The organism is Terrirhizobium terrae, from assembly GCF_030323265.1.
In the GTDB taxonomy this organism is placed as follows: Bacteria; Pseudomonadota; Alphaproteobacteria; order Rhizobiales; family Rhizobiaceae; genus Neorhizobium.
Genome location: NZ_CP104992.1, coordinates 2905562 through 2924563, shown reverse-complemented (window position 1 = coordinate 2924563; position 19002 = coordinate 2905562). Strand labels below are relative to the sequence as shown.

Annotated in this window: 15 protein-coding genes and 1 pseudogene; all 16 read left to right on the top strand. The window is 62.7% G+C overall.

Features of this window, described 5'->3' with window-relative positions:
• Positions 1-94 precede the first annotated feature (94 nt).
• The 16 genes and pseudogenes from N7E02_RS22220 (at position 95) to N7E02_RS22150 (ending at position 18932) form a co-directional block, all read left to right on the top strand.
• Complete coding sequence (locus N7E02_RS22220; RefSeq protein ID WP_286579772.1) at positions 95-1810, top strand: ABC transporter ATP-binding protein; 1716 nt, start codon at positions 95-97, stop codon at positions 1808-1810.
• A gap of 93 nt (positions 1811-1903) precedes the next feature.
• A complete protein-coding gene (locus tag N7E02_RS22215; RefSeq protein WP_286579771.1) occupies positions 1904-2788 on the top strand; it encodes an AraC family transcriptional regulator in 885 nt (294 codons plus the stop codon).
• A gap of 145 nt (positions 2789-2933) precedes the next feature.
• The gene (locus N7E02_RS22210) at positions 2934-5120 is read left to right on the top strand and encodes a TonB-dependent siderophore receptor (protein ID WP_286579769.1); all 2187 of its coding nucleotides are present in this window, start codon (positions 2934-2936) and stop codon (positions 5118-5120) included.
• 145 nt (positions 5121-5265) lie between these two features.
• A complete protein-coding gene (locus N7E02_RS22205; protein WP_286583980.1) occupies positions 5266-6135 on the top strand; it encodes an ABC transporter substrate-binding protein in 870 nt (289 codons plus the stop codon).
• A pseudogene (locus tag N7E02_RS29895) lies at positions 6119-7371 on the top strand (iron chelate uptake ABC transporter family permease subunit). The gene N7E02_RS22205 and the pseudogene N7E02_RS29895 overlap by 17 nt, the downstream one beginning before the upstream one ends.
• Entirely contained in the window at positions 7359-8117 is a 759-nt protein-coding gene (locus N7E02_RS29890; protein WP_353622843.1) for an iron chelate uptake ABC transporter family permease subunit, read from the top strand. The pseudogene N7E02_RS29895 and the gene N7E02_RS29890 overlap by 13 nt, the downstream one beginning before the upstream one ends.
• 64 nt (positions 8118-8181) lie before the next feature.
• Positions 8182-9195 carry a siderophore-interacting protein gene (locus N7E02_RS22195; RefSeq protein WP_286579768.1) on the top strand — a complete coding sequence of 338 codons (1014 nt, stop codon included), beginning with the start codon at positions 8182-8184 and terminating at the stop codon, positions 9193-9195.
• Between the two features lie 90 nt (positions 9196-9285).
• Positions 9286-10128, top strand: a complete 843-nt coding sequence (gene ygfZ, locus N7E02_RS22190; RefSeq protein ID WP_286579767.1) for a CAF17-like 4Fe-4S cluster assembly/insertion protein YgfZ — start codon at positions 9286-9288, stop codon at positions 10126-10128.
• A 32-nt stretch (positions 10129-10160) separates the two neighbouring features.
• Positions 10161-10739, top strand: coding sequence for a YfbR-like 5'-deoxynucleotidase (locus N7E02_RS22185; protein WP_286583979.1), 579 nt, complete (start codon positions 10161-10163; stop codon positions 10737-10739).
• Positions 10739-11287, top strand: coding sequence for a tyrosine phosphatase family protein (locus tag N7E02_RS22180; RefSeq protein ID WP_286579766.1), 549 nt, complete (start codon positions 10739-10741; stop codon positions 11285-11287). The genes N7E02_RS22185 and N7E02_RS22180 overlap by 1 nt, the downstream gene beginning before the upstream one ends.
• 104 nt (positions 11288-11391) lie before the next feature.
• A complete protein-coding gene (locus N7E02_RS22175; RefSeq protein WP_286579764.1) occupies positions 11392-12201 on the top strand; it encodes a mechanosensitive ion channel family protein in 810 nt (269 codons plus the stop codon).
• Between the two features lie 307 nt (positions 12202-12508).
• On the top strand, positions 12509-13399 hold the full coding sequence (locus N7E02_RS22170; protein WP_286579763.1) for an alpha/beta fold hydrolase: 891 nt from the start codon (positions 12509-12511) through the stop codon (positions 13397-13399).
• A gap of 200 nt (positions 13400-13599) precedes the next feature.
• Positions 13600-16371 (top strand): DUF2339 domain-containing protein, encoded by a 2772-nt coding sequence (locus N7E02_RS22165; protein ID WP_374730653.1) that lies wholly within the window; start codon positions 13600-13602, stop codon positions 16369-16371.
• A complete protein-coding gene (locus N7E02_RS22160; protein ID WP_286579761.1) occupies positions 16368-17018 on the top strand; it encodes an HD domain-containing protein in 651 nt (216 codons plus the stop codon). Before N7E02_RS22165 ends, N7E02_RS22160 begins: the two co-directional genes overlap by 4 nt.
• Before the next feature lie 10 nt (positions 17019-17028).
• Entirely contained in the window at positions 17029-17877 is an 849-nt protein-coding gene (locus tag N7E02_RS22155; RefSeq protein ID WP_286579760.1) for an MOSC domain-containing protein, read from the top strand.
• Positions 17878-18035: 158 nt separating this feature from the next.
• On the top strand, positions 18036-18932 hold the full coding sequence (locus N7E02_RS22150) for a DMT family transporter (RefSeq protein WP_286579759.1): 897 nt from the start codon (positions 18036-18038) through the stop codon (positions 18930-18932).
• Positions 18933-19002 lie beyond the last annotated feature (70 nt).

Below are 19002 nucleotides of genomic sequence, written 5' to 3'. Positions count from 1 at the left end.
GGGCTTAAATTCGAATATGGAGAACTCGGCTCATGTTTGGCCAATTTATCGCAGGCGGTCAACCACAGCGCCGAAGCCTTCCAGAGAACCGATAATGCTCAGCCGTTTCTTCAATTATTACCGCCCCTACAAGGGCCTGTTCCTCCTCGATTTCAGCTGCGCGATCTTATCGGGTCTGCTTGAGCTCGGCTTTCCGATGGCGGTGAAACTGTTCGTCGACCGGCTGCTGGTGACGCAGGAATGGGTACTAATCGCGCTCGCCTCGGTGGCGCTGCTGATCTGTTATGCGGTCAATACCGGCCTGATGGTTGTCGTCACCTATTGGGGCCACATGCTCGGCATCAATATCGAGACCGACATGCGGCGCGAAGCCTTCAACCACATGCAGAAGCTTTCCTTCCGCTATTACGACAACCAGAAGACCGGCCATCTCGTCGGCCGGCTGACCAAGGATCTGGAAGAGATCGGCGAAGTCGCCCATCACGGGCCGGAAGACCTGTTCATCGCCATCATGACGTTTATCGGCGCATTGGCGCTGATGATCTCGGTCAACTGGCAGCTGGCGCTGATCACCGCCCTCGTCGTGCCGCTGACCGCCTGGGTGACGAGCCGTTACGGCGCGCGCATGAGCCGCAATTTCCGCAAGCTCTTCGAGCGCGTCGGCGATTTCAATTCCCGTATCGAGGAGAATGTCGGCGGCATGCGCGTGGTCCAGGCCTTCGCCAACGAGACCCATGAACGCACGCTTTTCGAGCGCGACAACCAGAATTACCGCAGCGTCAAGCTGGAAGCCTACAAGATCATGGCCGCCAGCGTTTCGCTCAGCTACATGAGCATGCGCCTGACGCAGATGATCGTGATGATCGCCGGCGCATGTTTCGTGCTGAACGGCGAACTGACGGCGGGCGGCTTTATCGGCTTCCTGCTGCTGGTCGGTGTGTTCTTCCGCCCGGTCGAGAAGATCAATTCGGTCATCGAAACCTACCCCAAGGGCATTGCCGGTTTCCGCCGCTTCACCGAGCTTGTCGATACCGAGCCGGATATCGCCGATGCACCGGATGCTGTCGCCGTCGACAATCTCAAGGGTGCCATCGAATACAAAAACGTCTCCTTCGGCTATGCGGAAGGCAAGCCGATCCTGAAGGATGTCAGCCTGACGATCAGCCCCGGCGAGACGATCGCCTTTGTCGGCCCGTCAGGTGCCGGCAAGACGACGATCTGTTCGCTCTTGCCGCGCTTCTACGAGATCGGCGGCGGCGCGATCACCATCGACGGCATCGACATCCGCAAGATGACCAAGGCGTCGCTGCGCCAGCAGATCGGCATCGTGCAGCAGGACGTCTTCCTGTTCGGCGGCACGATGCGGGAAAACATCGCCTATGGCCGGCTCGGTGCCAGCGATGCGGAGATCATGGAAGCGGCCCGTCGCGCGCGGCTGGAGGACATGATCGCCGCCCTGCCGGATGGACTCGACACGGTGGTCGGTGAACGCGGCGTCAAACTGTCCGGTGGGCAGAAGCAGCGCGTGGCGATCGCACGCATGTTTTTGAAGAACCCGCCGATCCTGATCCTGGACGAGGCCACCTCGGCGCTCGATACGGAAACCGAACGGGCGATCCAGCGTTCGTTGTCGGAACTGGCCGTCGGCCGCACCTCGCTGATCATCGCCCATAGGCTAGCGACCATCCAGGGCGCCGACCGCATCGTCGTCATCGACGGCAGCGGTATTCTCGAACAGGGAACGCATCAGGAGCTGATCGCCCGCCGCGGCGCCTATAATCGCCTTCATGCGGCGCAGGTCGGTGCCTGAGAGCGACATCTCCAAGGCCAAGGTTGAACGCGAGTCGAAAACTTGATAAAAGAAAGCAGGATTTCAAATGACCGAGGCGTGAGGGGCTGGAGCATGGCGTTTCAACCGAGTATGCGCAACCAGATCGAGGGCTTTTCAGTCATCGGCGGCCTGCGCAGACGGTATTGGAACGGCATTACCGCCGATCTGTGGGACGTGGAATGCGCCAGCTACGCTGGCGGCTACTATGTCGCCCGCGATCCGCGGCTCTTCATCCTGCTCGATCAGCGCGGCCGCGGCCGTCCTGCCATCAAGCGCACGGCGCGCGAAGCAGGCCTGCCGCAGGATTCACGGCTCAGCCCGATTTCCTATATTCCCGCCGAGATGGATCTCTGGGCCGATATCAAGGATGTCGAATTCGTCCGCCATCTCGATATCCATTTTCATGCCGATACGGTTGCACGCCGGCTCGGCGAGGATTTCGATCCTCAAAGACTGAAAGAGCCGCAGCTGCTTTTTGCCGATACACGAATCACGGCGCTGGCGGAGCTGATCGCCGCCGAGATCGACAACCCGGCGCCTCTCAACGACCTCTATGGTGACGGGCTGGCGATGGCGCTTCTCATCGACGTGATGAAGCTCGCCAAGGTCGAGCCGCGCAAGCGCGGTTGCCTGGCCCCCTGGCAGATCAGGCGTGTCACCGAATTCATCGATGCGCATTGCCTTCGCAATATCAGGCTCGAGGAACTGTCGACCCTTGTCGGCCTGTCGCAGTCCCATTTCAGCCATTCGTTCAAGGCTTCCACCGGCATGGCGCCGCACGACTGGCAGATGAATGCGAGGCTTGGCCGGGCCAAGGAACTCTTGAAATCCAGTGAGCAGCCACTGACGACAATCGCCACGGAGACGGGTTTTTCCGACCATGCGCATTTCAGCCGCGTGTTCCGCAAGCATGTGGGCGTTGCACCGTCGCAGTGGAAAAAGTCACAGTTCGCATAAAAGATGCGAGCAATCGCGCAAAGCAGTGAACTTTGCCCAAAATCATTCAAGTCTCGCGAATTAGAGCAAGCGAATAAGTCAAATCTGAGTTAACCACTCATCTTATTGTAGGCCGCATGAAAACGCGGCACGCGTGGGGCACAGAATGAAGAAATCGATCAAGTCTTCGGTAATGAGACGCGGCCTGTGGACGGGCGTCGCCATGGTAAGCCTTGCTGCGGCCTGGGCCGCGCAGGCGCAGGACGCAGCCACCGAGGGCCAGAACGGCACAACGCTCGCGCCGATCGTGCTCCAGGGCGAAGGCGAACAGGGCGGCACCGGTCCGGTTCGCGGCTATGTCGCCAAGGAAACGACCACCGGCTCCAAGACGGATACGCCACTGAACGAAATTCCGCAGTCGGTTTCCATCGTCGGCGACGAAGAAATGTCTGACCGCGGCGTGACGGACAAGGTCGACCAAGCGTTACTATATACGCCGGGCGTATTCGCACAACCTTACGGCTCCGATCCGGATACCGACTGGATCTATGTGCGCGGCTTCAATGCCAGCCAGACCGGCCTGTTCCTCGACAATCTGGCTCTCACCAACCACGCATTCGGCAACTTCCAGATCGATCCGTTCATTTTGGAGCGCGTCGAAGTGCTGAAGGGCCCAGCTTCCGTCCTGCTTGGCGGCGCCAATGCCGGCGGCGTCATCAACATGGTGCGCAAGCGCCCGACCGACGAGCCGTATTTCTACACGGAGATCGGTATCGACAGTAATGGCAACGGTTTCGGCGGCTTCGATTTCTCCGACAAGGTGATGGGCAGCGATGCCGTCAGCTACCGCCTGACCGGTAAGCTTTCCGGCGGTAACGGCTATTCGGACGAACAGGACGACATCCGTGGCGTCTTCATGCCGCAGGTAACGTTCCAGCCGGATGATGCAACCAGCCTCAACGTATGGGCCTATCTGAGCCACCTCGACCAGACCCATACCTCGAACGGCTTCCTGCCCTATTCGGGCACGGTGGTCAGCAACCCGTTCTTCGGCAAGCTGGACCGCGACGTCTATCTCGGCGACGAGGACTTCGATATCGGCCGCACGACCCAGGCCATGGTCGGCTACGAATTCGAACATGAGTTCGAAGGTGGCTGGAAATTCACGCAGAACCTGCGTTACGCCCATCTCAACAAGCATGAGCGCCAGCTTTATCCGTTCGACTTCGACTCGCAGACCGATGCGACCATCCTAATGTATGCCGACGACGTTCGTTCGAGCGCGGACTCCTTCAACGTCGACAATCGGGTTGAGAACGAATTCGATCTCGGCGGTGCGAGCCACAAGCTGATGGCCGGCATCGACTACCGCTACTACCGTCTCGACAACGACCAGTTGGCAACGCCCTTCGGCGCTTATCCGACGCCCGTTGACCCCAACAATCTGCCTTACAACTTCCCGCTCCCGCCACTGACGCCGTTCGTGCACCAGCTCTATACAATCCATCAGGTCGGCGTTTATGCCCAGGACCAGATCAAGTTCGGTGACGGTTGGATCGTGACCCTGAATGGCCGCTTCGACTATCTCGACAGCGAAGTCGATGACCTGCTGGGCACCAGCGACTCCTCGCTCGACGATACGGCATGGAGCGGTCGCGCCGGTTTGGCCTACGAGTTCGACAACGGCCTGACCCCCTATGTCAGCGTCGCCACCTTCTTCAGTCCGCTGGTCGGCACCAGTGCTGACGGTGCCTTGAAGCCGGAAGAAGGCGAACAGTACGAAGTCGGCGTCAAGTACGAGCCTACCTGGTTCGACGGCGTCATCACCGCCTCGGTCTTCCAGATCGACAAGGAGAACTACACGGTTTCCAACCCCGCAACCTTCCTCAGCAGGCAGCTCGGCGAAGTACGTTCACGCGGCGTCGAACTCGAAGGCAAGGTCAATCTCGACCAGAACTGGAAGATCATCGCTTCCTATTCCTACACGGATCTCGAGTTCACCGACAATCCGCTGGATCCGGCGCTCAACGGCAATACGCCGCTGCTCGTGCCGAATTCGCAGGCTTCGCTGTGGCTGGACTATACCGTTACGGATGGCCCGCTCGCCGGTCTCGGCCTCGGCGCTGGCGTCCGCTATCGCGGCAAGTCCTGGACTGACGACGCGAATAACTTCCGTGTCGATGATGCAACGGTCTTCGACGCCGCAATCCGCTACGAAAAGAACGACTGGAAGGCATCGCTCAATGTGACCAACCTGTTCGACAAGGAATATGTCGCAGGCTGCAACACGACCTCGTTCTGCGGTTACGGCGAAGCGCGTACCGTTGGCTTCAAGCTCAGCAAGGTGTGGTAAGTCGCCTGCCGGAAACGGTAAGTTGACAAGCCAACTCAAGCTTATAAGGAAGGCCCTTCGTGGGCCTTTCTTTTTGTCATCGGAGACCGACTTGCATCGTCCCTATCCGTTCTCCCATTTGGGGCTTTCCAGGCGGGCCTTCCTGATGACTGCCGCGACGCTGGCAGCCGCATCCACGACTTTGGGCCCATCCTTGGCGCAGGCGACATCCGCCAAGCCGACACCGCGGACGGCGACACTCGACTGGGCGCATCTGGAAACGCTTCTGGCGCTCGGCGCCAATGTCGTGGCCGCGCCTGAACTGCGACAGTTCCGGGACATAGCCGTCGAACCGGCCACACCCGACACCGTGGCCGATCTGGGTCTGCGCGGCCTGCCCAATCTGGAGACATTGTCCTTCGCCAAGCCGGACATGATCTTCAATTCCAACTTCTATGCCTGGGCCGATCCGCTTCTCTCGGGCATCGCGCCGACTTACAATTTCGGCGTCTATGTGCCGGGCGAGGATCCCTACCTGATGGCGCAGAAGGCGACGGTGGCGATCGGTGATCATCTCGGGACATCCGATGCGGCCGCATGTGTTGCCGAAGTCAACGGCCGGCTGGATGCGCTGCGGCGGCAGCTTTTCATCGGTGACGGGCGTCCCGTGCTGCTGATCAATCTCGGCGATGCACGGCATTACCGGGTGTTCGGAGCGGACAGCATGTTCGGCTCGGTGCTGACCCGTCTCGGCCTGGAAAACGCCTGGACCGGTGCGACCGCCTATTCCGCCTCGGCCCCCGTCGGCATCGAGACGCTCGCTTCCATGCCCGATGCGTGGATCGTGATGATACCGCCCCATCCGCTCGATGCCATCACGGCGCTGGAACGCGGCGCTTTCTGGAACGCGTTGCCGGCCGTGCGTGAAAAGCGCGTCATCACCGTCGGTTCGATCAATCCCTATGGCGCTCTGCCGGCAGCACGCCGGTTTGCCGAAGAAATTGCGAAAGGCCTGACTGATGGCTGGAACGGTTAGTCTGCGCGCTCCCAACAACGTTGCGGGACGGCCTGTCCTGTCGGCGGTTGCCATCAGTCTCGCCTGCGTCGTGATGCTGGCACTGCTCGTCGTCAGCCGTCCGACCGTACCCGGCGACCCCGCCACCGCCGCCATGCTCGGCGACATCCTCCTGTGGAACAGCCTCCTGCCCCGCGCGGTCATCGCGCTGATCTGCGGCGCGGCGCTCGGGCTTGCCGGGGCATTGTTGCAGCGGGTGCTGCGCAATCCGATCGCCGACGCCTCGACGCTCGGGATCGCTGCCGGTGCGCAGCTGGCTCTGGTTGCGGGGCTTGCCATCTCCCCGCTCCTCGCCGGGCTTTCCCGTGACGCCGTCGCTTTCGGCGGTGGCCTAGCCGCCGTCGCTCTTGTGCTCGCTCTCTCCTGGCGGCAGCGTTTCGATCCGGTGACCGTCGCGGTGTCCGGCCTGATTGTCAGCATGATCGTCGCCTCGGTTACCATCACGCTCATCCTCGCGCGCGGCGAATATGCGATGTCCGTCAGCATCTGGGGCTCCGGCTCGCTCAGCCAGCAGGACTGGCAGGGCGTGATTTCGCTTGCCCCCGCCTGCTGATCGGCGCGATCGCAGCACTCGTGCTCGTGCGACCGCTCAACGTGCTGGCACTCGACGATGCAAGCGCCAAGAGCCTCGGCATGTCGATCATGGCAATCAGGCTGGCAATCCTGCTGCTCGCCGTCTGGCTCGCCGCGTCGGTGACGGCGACCGTCGGTGTGATCGGTTTCCTCGGGCTCGCGGCTCCCGCTATTGCGAGGCTCTGCGGTGCGCGCACCACCGGCCAGGTGCTGATCGCGGCACCCTTTGCCGGCGCTGCACTGCTTTTCCTCACAGACGGGCTCAGCCAATTGCTCGGTCCCGGCTTCAACGATCTGGCGCCTGCCGGTGCCGCAACTGCGTTGATGGGCGGCCCGATCCTGCTTCTGCTTCTGCCACGGTTGCATGCCATGTCGCCCGTCACCGCCGATGCCAACCCCACTGAGCGACGCCTCGCCCGACCGAATGCCTGGGTCGTCGGCATGGCTGTGGTGATCGTCCTGCTGGTTCTCGCCGCATTGACCATCGGCCCCTCGCCTTACGGCATCGCCTTATCCTTCGGCGCGCAGCTTGCCGAACTCGCGCCCTTCCGCCTGCCACGCATACTGGCAGCAGGTGGCGCAGGGCGCTTCTTGGCGGCGCGGGCTTCATCATGCAGCGGGTGACCGGCAATCCGATCGCCAGCCCCGAAGTGCTCGGCGTTTCGGCCGGCGGCGGTGCCGGGCTGGCGGCAACGCTCTACACGTTCGGCGCCGCTTCACCCGTGGTGATGCTTCTCGGCATGGCAGCCGGAGCGCTGGTCGTCTTCGTCATCATGATCGCGATTGCCGCAAGCCGCGAGCTTTCCGCCGAACGGTTGCTTCTCTCCGGCATCGCGATGAGCGCCATCTCGATGGGCATCGTCTCGATCGTACTCGCGCAGGGCAGCATGAATTCCTTCATCCTGCTCATGTGGATGGCCGGATCGACCAACCGCGCCGGTGTGTTCGAGGCCTGGACCTCGCTTGCAGCGCTCGCCTTATTCACCGCGCCGCTGTTTTTCATGAGCCGCTGGCTGACCGTCCTGCCGCTCGGCGGGGTAATTTCGAAGGGTGTCGGTATCGGGTTGACCTCTTCGCGGCTGACGCTTGCCGTGCTGTCGGCGCTGATGACGGCGGTCGCCTCCTTCCTCGTCGGGCCGCTCAGCCTTGCAGGCCTTGTCGCGCCGCATCTGGCGCGGCTGATCGGGCTCACCGGCGCACGCCAGCAATTGCTTGCCTCGCTGATGATCGGCGCTGCGATGCTGATCCTCGCCGACTGGCTGTCGCGCGTGGTCATCTACCCCTATCAGGTGCCGGTCGGCGTATTTGCCGCTTTGATCGGCGGCCCTTATCTTCTATGGCTTCTCGCACGCATGGAGAAACGATCGTGAACGCTGTTACCTCGCCCTGGCCTTCACCCTCTCGGGCACCGCCGTTCCGGCTGATGCCAGCGAGATGCTGACCGAAATCTGCGAGCATTTCGTCGACCACGCGGAGGTATTTCGCGATGGCGATCATGTGACGCTGTCGAGCGAGATCGGCGAAGCGCATATATCCAAGGTCAGCGAACAGCTCGATATACGGCTTGCCTGCCCGACGGCCGACATGCTGTCGATGACGCGGGCTATCATCGCCGAGCATCTCTTCATGTTCGCCGGCGACGATCCGCTGACGCTCGAATGGGCCGACAAGCCGAAGCCGGCCAAGCTTTCGAACCTCAGCGAGATCACCGTTGTTTCGGCCGAGAACGTCACCCCGCGCATGCGCCGGCTGGTCGTGTCCTGCGAGGACGCCGAACGCTTCGACACGACCGACGGCCTGCATGTGCGCCTGCTCATGCCGCCGAAGGGCCGCGACCCGGTCTGGCCGGTGACGCTTGCCGACGGCCGCATCGGCTGGCCGGAAGGCGAGGACGAGATTTCCGTCCGCTACTACACGATCCGCAGCCTCGATCTCGAGCGCAAGCAGATGGCGATCGATTTCGTGCTGCATGACGACTGCGGCAAACGCATGCCGGGCGCTGAATTCGGACTGACGGCTCAGCCGGGCGATCGCGCGGCGCTGCTCGGCCCGGGTGCAGGCGGCATGCCGGTTGCCAAGGACCTGATCCTTGCCGGCGACGAGACCGCCCTTCCCGCCATTGCCCGAATGATCGAGTTGGCGACACCAGACGTGAAGGTTCATGCGATCATCGAAGTGGCCGACAAGGCGGAAGAACAGGCTCTCGCCTGCGCATCCGAAAACTTCTCGATCGAGTGGCTGCATCGCAACGGCACCGAGGCGAGCACGGCCGGACTGCTGGAGCCTGCGATCGCCGCGAAGCTTGACGGGCTCGGTCCGGACACGTTCGTCTGGGTTGCCTGCGAGAAGAACGAGGCTCAGTCGATCCGGGCGCGGCTGAAGGCGCATGGCCTCGAGCGCAACCGGATGAGCTCGATCACGTACTGGCGGCGCGGCTACACAGACTAATTGTTCGCGTTCTGTCGGCCCGCCGCTCGCGGCTTGCCTCGTCTCCCGCGAAGACTTATCTCGAGGCTAAGACAAAGGGATTCGGCTGCCATGACCAACGCCTATCTGCCGACACGGCGCTTCATCCGCATTGCGGGCGCCGATGCGCGGGATTTCCTGCATTCGCTGATCACCACCGACGTGGAAGGCCTTGCCGAAAACGAGGCCCGGCCCGGCGCGTTGCTGACGCCGCAGGGCAAGATCCTCTTCGACTTCCTGATCTGGAAAAGCGGGGATGGTTTCGTCATCGAGACCGAAGAGAGCCAGCGCGACGCGCTGATCAAGCGGCTCACCATGTACAAGCTGCGCGCGGCCGTCGAACTCGCGGCTCTCCCCGACGAGGGCGTCACGGTTTTCTGGGATGACGAGGCAACGAAGGGCACCATTACCGACAGCGGTTTCGCCAAGGCAGACATCGCGGTTTCCCGCACGCCGGGCCGACATGCCGATGGTGCGTCGGAAGCCTATCAGGCCCTGAGGATCGCAGCGGCGCTTGCCACGTCCGGCGACGACTACGCATTGCAGGACGCCTTTCCCCATGACGTGCTGCTCGACAAGAATGGCGGGCTCTCGTTCAAGAAAGGCTGCTATGTCGGCCAGGAGGTCGTCTCCCGCATGCAGCATCGCGGCACCGCACGTCGCCGCGTCGCGACGGTGACGGCCGAAACCTCCCTGCCCGCTTCCGGCACCGAGGTCACCGCCGGCGGCAAGCCGGTCGGGACGCTTGGCTCGGTCTCGGGCAACAATGGGCTTGCCATCGTGCGCATCGACCGCGTTGGCGATGCCATTGCGGCAGGCGTGCCGCTGATGGCCGGAGAGACCGCCGTCTCCATCGAACTGCCCGCCTGGACGGGCCTTGCCTTTCCGACCGAAGCCCAAGAGGCTGAGACGTGAGCCTGACACCCGGCACCCGTGCCTGGCAGCGGATGCTGTCGGGCCGCAGGCTCGACCTTCTCGATCCCTCGCCGCTCGATGTCGAGATTTCCGACATCGCCCACGGGCTTGCCCGCGTCGCCCGCTGGAACGGCCAGACGCGGGGAGATCACGCCTTTTCCGTCGCCCAGCACTGCCTTGTCGTGGAAGAGATCTTTCGCCGCTGCAATGCCGGCGCCGCAGCCGATGCGCTGCAGATGACGCTGCTGCATGACGCGGCGGAATATGTGATCGGCGACATGATCTCGCCGTTCAAGTCGGTCGTCGGCGGCGGGTACAAGACCGTCGAGGCGCGGCTGGAGGCGGCGGTGCATATCCGCTTCGGCCTGCCGCCGCACCCGACCAAAGAATTGAAAGTGCTGATCAAGAAGGCCGACACGATCGCTGCCTATTTCGAGGCGACCGAGCTTGCCGGCTTCACGGCGGCGGAAGCGCGAAAATTCTTCGGCCAGCCGCGCGGCATCACCCGCGACATGCTGCCGATCGAGCCGCTTGCGGCCGTAGAGGCGCAGCGCCTGTTCGTTGCGCGCTTCGAGGCGATCGAGGCCGAGCGGCTGGCGGTGAAGGTTTGATGACCGAGACATCCGCCCGCATCATCGTCTGCCCACTTGCCAGCATCGCCGAGACGGCGGTGCGCAATGGTGCCAGGGAAATGGTCAGCCTGATTGCCGAGAAGCAGGATTTTCACCGCCCGGGTGTCATTCGTGCCGATCGGCATCTCAAGCTTGCCATGAACGATATCGGCTTTGCCGGCACCGGCGGGCTGATTGCTCCGAGCGAAGCGCATGTGGCAGACCTGATCGACTTCGTGCGCGAGTGGGACCAGTCGGCGCCGCTGATCGTTCATTGCTGGATGGGCGTGTCGCGCTCGCCGGCGGCGGCGGCAATCAGCATCCTCGCACTCCAGCCGGATGAGGACGATTTCGCACTGGCCAAACGCCTGCGCAAGGTCGCGCCCCATGCGACGCCGAACACCCGGCTGATCGAAATCGGTGACCGCATGCTCGGACGCGGCGGACGGCTTGTCGAGGCGATGAAGACAATCGGCCGCGGCGCCGAGACGGATGGTCGCGCCTCTTTTTCGATAGAAGTGAAAGACTTTACTTCCCCGCAAAGTTGAAATTCTTGTTTTATATATAGAAATATAAAAAATACTGGCGATTTACCTTGACCTCTCCGCCCCATGCGCCAATTAGGGGCGCAACGGAAAGGAGCGGGTCAGGTATGGATCAGGCATCGGAATTCGTCGTCGCAACGAGAACGGCTCTCGCGCAGCTGACGGCCCTGGGGGTTCAGTATTCCTTCTCCGTCCTTGGCGCGATCATTCTCCTGATCCTCGGCTGGCTCGTGGCCGGACTTCTCAGCCGCTGGGTCTATAACGGCCTGTCGCGCGTCAGCGGCATCGACGCGACGCTGTCGCAGTTCTTCTCCAATATCGTCCGTTACGCGACGCTGATTCTCGTCATCGTCATGGTGCTCGGGCAGTTCGGCGTTCAGACGGCCTCGATCCTCGCGGCACTCGGCGCGATCGGCCTTGCCGTCGGCCTTGCGCTGCAGGGCACGCTGCAGAACATCGCAGCCGGCATCATGCTTCTGGTGCTTCGTCCCTTCCGCGTCGGCGAGACGATCGAGACAAGCAGCGTCAACGGCACGATCGTCGATGTGGGGCTGTTCGCGACGGAGTTGCGCACCGCAGACGGCGTCTATCGCCTGGCGCCGAACTCGACGCTGTGGAACGTGCCGATCACCAATTACAGCCGTCTTGCCACGCGCCGCCATGAAATCACCATTGCGATCGGCGCGGACGAGGATGTCGACGGGACGGAAAGCGAGCTGATGAAGCTTGCAGCCGCCAACGACAAGGTTCTGAAGACGCCGGCGCCGACCACCTATGTCTCCGAGTTCGATTCCGGCAGCGCCAAGGTCACTCTTCGCTACTGGATCAACGGCAAGCAGTGGTGGGATGTGAGCCGCGACATGACCAAGTCCGTCAAGCGGGCCTTCGATAAAACGCCGGAGGAAACGACGGCCTAAAAGATCCCTCTCCATCAGCCCCCGTATGGCGCGTCCCGGTAAGAGCGGACCTCCGCAGCTCCATTCGAGCGCGGACGAGCCGGGGCCAGACGGGCATGATGGCAAAGGATGTATCGGATCCGGTTTACGAGGAACCGGATCCGATACCAATACTCCGATTTGATTGAATGCCTGCCAAGCGGCGCCGGAATAGAGGGCATCCGCTGCAATTTCAGATGTAGGCCATATCGATACCGCCGTAGCCCAGCTGCAACGCACCTGCCCGATGACTTGAGCCCTCAGGCTGAACGTCACACAGGAGCAGAACATGCGCGTAAACCTCAACGGCACGGAAATCTTCTTCGAAATCGTCAATAGCGGCTCGCCTCTCGTCGAAAGGCCGGCGGCCAAGCCAACGGTCTTTGCGCTGCATGGCGGGTTGGGTTTCGACCACGGTTATCTGAGACCCGGTCTTGATCCGCTTGGCGGCATCGCTCGCATCGTCTATGTCGATCTCAGGGGCCAGGGGCGTTCCGGACGGCCACCGCTGGAAACCTGCACGCTGGAACAGATGGCCGATGACATCGTCGATCTGGCAGCACTGCTCGAGGTCGACAAGCCGATCATTCTCGGCCACTCCGCAGGCGGCTTTGTTGCGATGAAGGCTGCGGCGAGACATCCCGATCTCGTCGGCGGCCTGATCCTGGTCGGAACGGTGGCAACGCTGACGGCGTCCGCTACCACCGACTGCGCCTCCGACCCCAAGCTTTCCGACCGCGCCTCCGTCGAGGTGGTCCACATTGCGGAACGATATGCCAAGGCACCGCTGACACCGACAAGCGCGGAAGAATACCGGGCCTATGTGCGGCCCTATACCGGCGCTCCCGACTTCATGGATTCGGTGGCCGAACTGCTTCTGCTCAGCTCGTTCGAGTTCGGCATGCTCAAGCATTTCCGCGCCAAGCTCATCCCGACCTATGACGTGCGCGACGAGCTTGCCGCGATCCGATGCCCGACGCTCGTGCTTTCGGGGCGCTTCGACTGGGTTTGCCCACCGAGCGCGGGCCGCGATATCGCGCGTCGGATCAGGGGTGCGGAATTCGACGAGTTCACGAATTCCGGCCACTATCTTTTCTCGGAGGAGCCGCAGACGTTCCAGGCGACAACATTCAGGTTCCTCAGGAGCCTTACCGGGGCATTCCACGACGAAATGGCGTGAATGACGTGGTGCCGATGCGCGACGGGATCGGGCCGAGCACGTGATGGGCTGGGCTCGGGTGCGATCCGCTTCATCGTTACTACGAGGCGAGCCGCACCACAGGCAGAACGACTTTTCTGTTGGCAGATTTAATAGCCTGCACAAAGGCTTGAAAGGCTTCTTTCTTCCGACACATGTTCCTATACATTCATGAGGAGTGAATGCGGGGAGCAGGCGTGTATTTGATCGACATCCTTCTGGTCATACTTGTGTTTTTCCTTCTGTCGCAGAATCGCAAGGTTTCCGCGCGCGTCGACGGGCTGGAGAAAGAGCTCGGCGAGGTTAAGCGGCTGATGGCCGAAGGAGTAATCCCGGCTGCAGCGCCGGCAAGCGCCCTGCCCACGGCTTCGGAGATTGAGGCTCAGGCCGCGGAAAGCGCCACGGCCGATCAAGTGCAGGCCGAGGCCGCGACAGAGGGCGATGGCCGCGAGCCGATCGCGGAGCCACCCGAGACCACGGACGCACCTGTTGCGCCGTCTGCGCCAACGCCAAAACCGCGCCCGACACGGGAAAACCTGGAAAGCTATCTCGGTGCCCGCTGGCCGGTCTGGGTGGGCGGCGTGGCACTCGCCTTCGGCGGCATTTTCCTCGTCCGTTACTCGATCGAATCCGGCCTGCTCGGACCCGGCACGCGGCTGACGCTGGCTGCCCTGTTCGGCCTGCTGCTGATCGGTGCCGGCGAACTCGTGCGGCGCCGGGCGATGCCCAAAATCTCCGAACTGTATGCCAATGCCATGATCCCTGGCGCGCTGACGGCGGCCGGCAGCGTGACTTTGCTAGGCACGGTCTTCGCGTCTTACGCCTTCTACGGCTTCATCGGCCCCGGCACGGCTTTCGTGCTGATGGCGCTCGTGTCGCTCGCCACCGTCGCCCTGTCGCTGCTGCATGGACAGGCGCTTGCGGGTCTCGGGCTGCTCGGCTCGCTGATCACGCCGCTTCTCGTCGCGACCGAAGATCCCAACCCCAACGCGCTGTTCCTCTTCCTTGCCGTCACCTGGATGGCGGTGAATGCCGCCTCGCGTTTCCGCCGCTGGACGGTGGTGCCGATGCTCGCCAATATCGGCACGGGGCTTTGGGTCCTGCTTTATGCCGCCGCCGGCACCGACTTCGACCCCGCACCTCCGACGCTCACCATGCTGGCGATGATCGCCGGTACTATCTTCCTGTGGCCCGGCAAAGGATATGCGAAGACCAGCCAGCCCGGCTGGCGGGCGCTTCTGGCGCGGCCGCCGCTGAAGATCACGCTGTCGCTGTCGATCATGATCATGCTCGGCGCACTCGCGACTGTCGCATCGCAATCGGTCTATGGCGTGCAGAACGGGCTCGATCCACTCTTTGCCTTCCTGGCCGTGACGGCGGCGCTGGCGGCACTCGGCGCGGCTCGTGCCTATGCCATCTGGCCGGCGCTGATCGCCGCCGGCGGCGCAGTGCTCGGCATTCTAGTCACTGCGCTGTCGCTGCTCGACTATGTCGCGCCGGAGGGACCGGACGGCACGCCCGTGCCGCTACCTCTTTCCGGCAACGAGATCGCGGTCAGCCTCGGACTCGGTGCGGTCTTCACCCTGCTCGGCTTCGGCGCGCTGAAACGCTTCCGCGACGGGGAGAAAGAATTCTCGATCGTCTGGGCCGTGCTGATGGGCGCCATGCCGGTGACCCTCGCCTTCATCTCCTTCCTCAACTTCGGCAATTTCTTCCGCGACTGGACGCATGGGCTCTACGGGCTCGGTGTCGGTATCGCGATGCTTGCAGCGACGGAATGGCTGTTCCGCAAGAGTGGCGAGGCAGCCGAGAGCCAGATCGACTGGCCGGCCAATCTCGCCGTGCTCGGTTCCTTCGCAGGCTTCACGCTGGCGCTGCATACGCTGACCAACGGCATCGTCACGACGATCCTCGTCTCGACCCTCGGCTTCGTCTATCTGCTTGCCCTGCGCGTCCGCTCCTGGCCCGCCCTGCCCTGGGCGATGGTCGCAGCAACCGTGATCGTCTTCGGCCGCATCGCCTGGGAGCCGACGCTGATCGGGCCGAACAGTCTCGGCACCACGCCGTTCTTCAACGCACTGCTGCCCGGCTACGGCATTCCGACGTTGCTCGCCGTACTCTCGGCCTGGATGCTGCGCAACTCGCCCGACTTCCGAGTCCGCAACGTGATGCAGGCGCTTGCCTCGCTGTCGGCGCTGATCACCATTGCGGTGCTGGTCCACCATGCGATGAATGGCGGAAAACTGTCCGGCGACACGCCGACGCTCGGCGAGCAGTCGATCTATACGCTGATCACCATCGGCTTCTCGGGCATCCTGATGACGCTCGACCTGAAGCAGCCTTCGCCGGTCTTCCGCTTCGGTTCGATGATTGCCGGGGTGATCGCAACGGTGAACGTGCTGTCGCTGCATGTCTTCGCTTTGAATCCATTCATCTCCGGCGAAGACACCGGGCCGTGGCCTTTCGTCAACCTGTTGCTGCTTGGCTATCTGCTGCCGGCGCTCGCCTATGCGCTTGTTGCCTATCTCGCCCGTGGACGACGGCCGGTGCCTTACGTGGCGATGCTGGCGGTCGCTGGCGCGGTGCTCGGCTTCCTCTGGGCAACGCTTTCGGTGCGCCGTTTCTGGCAGGGTACCAATATCGCCGACTGGAAGGGTTTCATTCCGGGCGAGACCTATACCTACTCGGTCGTCTGGCTCATCATCGGCGTCGGACTTCTGGCGCTCGGCTCCAGGCTCGATGCCAAAAGCCTCAGGCTCGCCTCGGCCGGGCTGGTGCTGATCGCGGTGCTGAAAGTGTTTCTGGTCGATATGTCGAACCTCGAAGGCATCCTGCGGGCGTTGTCCTTCATCGGGCTCGGCGCGGTGCTGATCGGCATCGGGCTTTTCTACCAGCGGATATTGGTGAAGAAGAACGGGGAACCCGATGCTGATTCTCCGGATGCCACGACATGACGCTTCCCCTCGCCGACGCTTTCGCTCCCTGTGAGGAGCTTGCCGGGCAGCTGATCCCGCATGCGACGGATAGCGATGACGGCAGCCACGACATCGCGCATACCCTGCGCGTGTTCAAGAATGCCATGCGCATCCATGCGACGGAGGGCGGTGACGGCAGGGTTCTCGCCGCAGCGGTCCTGCTGCATGACTGCGTTTCGGTGGAGAAAAATTCGCCGCTGAGAGCCCAGGCCTCGCGGCTGGCGGCGGAGAAGGCTTCCGCCATTCTCGGCGACATGGGCTGGGACAAGGCGGCGGTCGAGGCCGTCGCCCATGCAATCACCACCCATTCCTTTTCCGCCAACCTGCCGCCGGAAACGCTGGAAGCAAAGATCCTGCAGGATGCCGACCGGCTGGATGCGATCGGCATGGTGGGTGCTGCCCGCTGTTTCTACATCGCCGGCCGCATGGCGTCGGGCCTCTACGATCCGGTCGATCCGCTTGCCAAGGAGCGGCCACTCGACGACAAGAGCTTTGCAATCGACCATTTCGAGGTCAAGCTGTTCAAGCTGGCCGACGGGTTCCAGACCGCAGCCGGCCGGGCCTTTGCCCAGGAGCGGCACGAACGGCTGGTAAAGATCCGCGATATGTTTCTGGACGAAATCTGAGGGCTGTCTGATGCGTGTGTCCGAACTGAATTTCTATCCGCTGAAGAGCGGCCGCGGCATTCCGCTGACGGAGGCCACGATCACCGCGTCCGGCATTCCCGGCGACCGGCAGATGATGATCGTCGATCCGTCCGGCCATTTCATCACGCAGCGGGAACTGCAGGCGCTGGCCCAACTCGTCGTCGAGCCGAAGGATATCGGCGTGCGGCTGGCGATCGAGGGCAAGGGCGAGATCATGGTCGCCGTGCCGCCGAAGGACCGGCGGATGGATGTGGCCGTGTGGAAATCGATCGTCAACGCGGCGGTGGCCGATGATGGAGCGAACGAGATCCTGTCGACATGGCTTGGCCGTGAGATCAAGCTCGTGTTCTTCGACGACAAGGCCGCACGTACCGCGAGCCCGGAATGGGCGGGACCGGATACGCCGGTCACCTTTGCCGACGGTTATCAGGTTCTCGTCACCACGACGGGCTCGCTGGCCGCGCTCAACGCCGACATGGACAAGCATGGCGAAGGCGCAATCGGCATGGAGCGGTTCCGGCCAAACATTGTGCTCGACCATGGCGAGGCCTGGGCCGAGGACAATTGGGACGGCATCGAGATCGGCGGCATCCGCTTCGATTTCGTCAAACCCTGCGCCCGCTGCATCATGACCACGCAGGACCAGCAGACCGGTTCGCGCGATGTCGCGAGCCCCATGCCCGCGATGGGCCGCATCCGCATGTCGGCCGACCGGCGCGTGCCGGGCCCACTGTTCGGCTGGAACGCCGTGCCGCGGAGCGAAGGCACGATCAGGCTCGGCGACGAGGCGAGCATCACAGCCACGCGCGATGCCTGGGCGATCAAGCGCAGGGCGTGACAAAATCGCCGCGGCGCGGCTGATTTAGCAGGGCAAGTACCGCGCGGCGTTTACCAGACCTTGACGCAAATCAGCCAAAGCCATTGCAGTTAACAACCATCAAAACCTCTGGCCGAGGGTGAGGACGGCCGGACAACACCGCAAGAGCATCCAAGTTTATGACACCACGCAGCCAGGGCCTCATCTTCGCACTCACCGCGGTGTCGATCTTCGCCATACAGGACGGCATTTCCAAACATCTGGGCCAGGCCTATCCGCCGGTTCTCGTCGCGATGATCCGCTACTGGTTCTTCGCCGCCTTCGTGCTCGCACTGGCGACCCGCAATCCGGGCGGGATCAAGGAAACGGCAAAGAGCAATCGGCTCGTGCTACAGATCATCCGCGGCACGCTGCTCGTCTTCCAGATCTGTATCTCGATCTATTCCTTCGCCTATGTGGGCCTGGCGCAGACACACACGATCTTTGCAGCCTCGCCGCTTGTCGTCGCCTGTCTTTCCGTGCCTCTGCTTGGCGAAACGGTGGGCTGGCGCCGGTGGTTGGCGATCGGCGTCGGCTTCCTCGGTATCCTGCTGATCATCGACCCCACCCACGCGACCTTCAACAGCAACATCATCATCCCGATCATCTGCACCGTGATGTTCGCCCTCTACTCGGTGCTGACCCGCATGGCGAGCCGCAGCGACACGTCGAAGACCAGCTTCTTCTACACCGGCATCGCAGGCGCGGTGGCGATCACCTTCGTCGGCCCCTTCTACTGGTCCAATATCGCGCCGGAATACTGGTTCTGGATGGCGGCGCTCTGCGTCACCGGCATGACCGGCCACTACCTGCTGATCCGCGCCTTCGACGTGCTCGATGCGGTCGTGGTGCAGCCGATCTTCTATCTGCAGACGGTTCTGGTCTGCATCATCGGCACCTTCGTCTTCCATGAGGTGCTGAGCTGGAACATGATCGCCGGCTGCGTCATCGTCATCGGCGCCGGCCTGTTCACCATCCTGCGCGAGGCGCAACTCGGCAAGCGCCGCCCGCCGGTGCAGCCGCCGGGTTCGCTGTAAGCTCTTCTCCATCAACGGGAATGATGGATTGCTTTAGCAAAAGTCGTTTCACCAAGGGTCGCAGAAACGA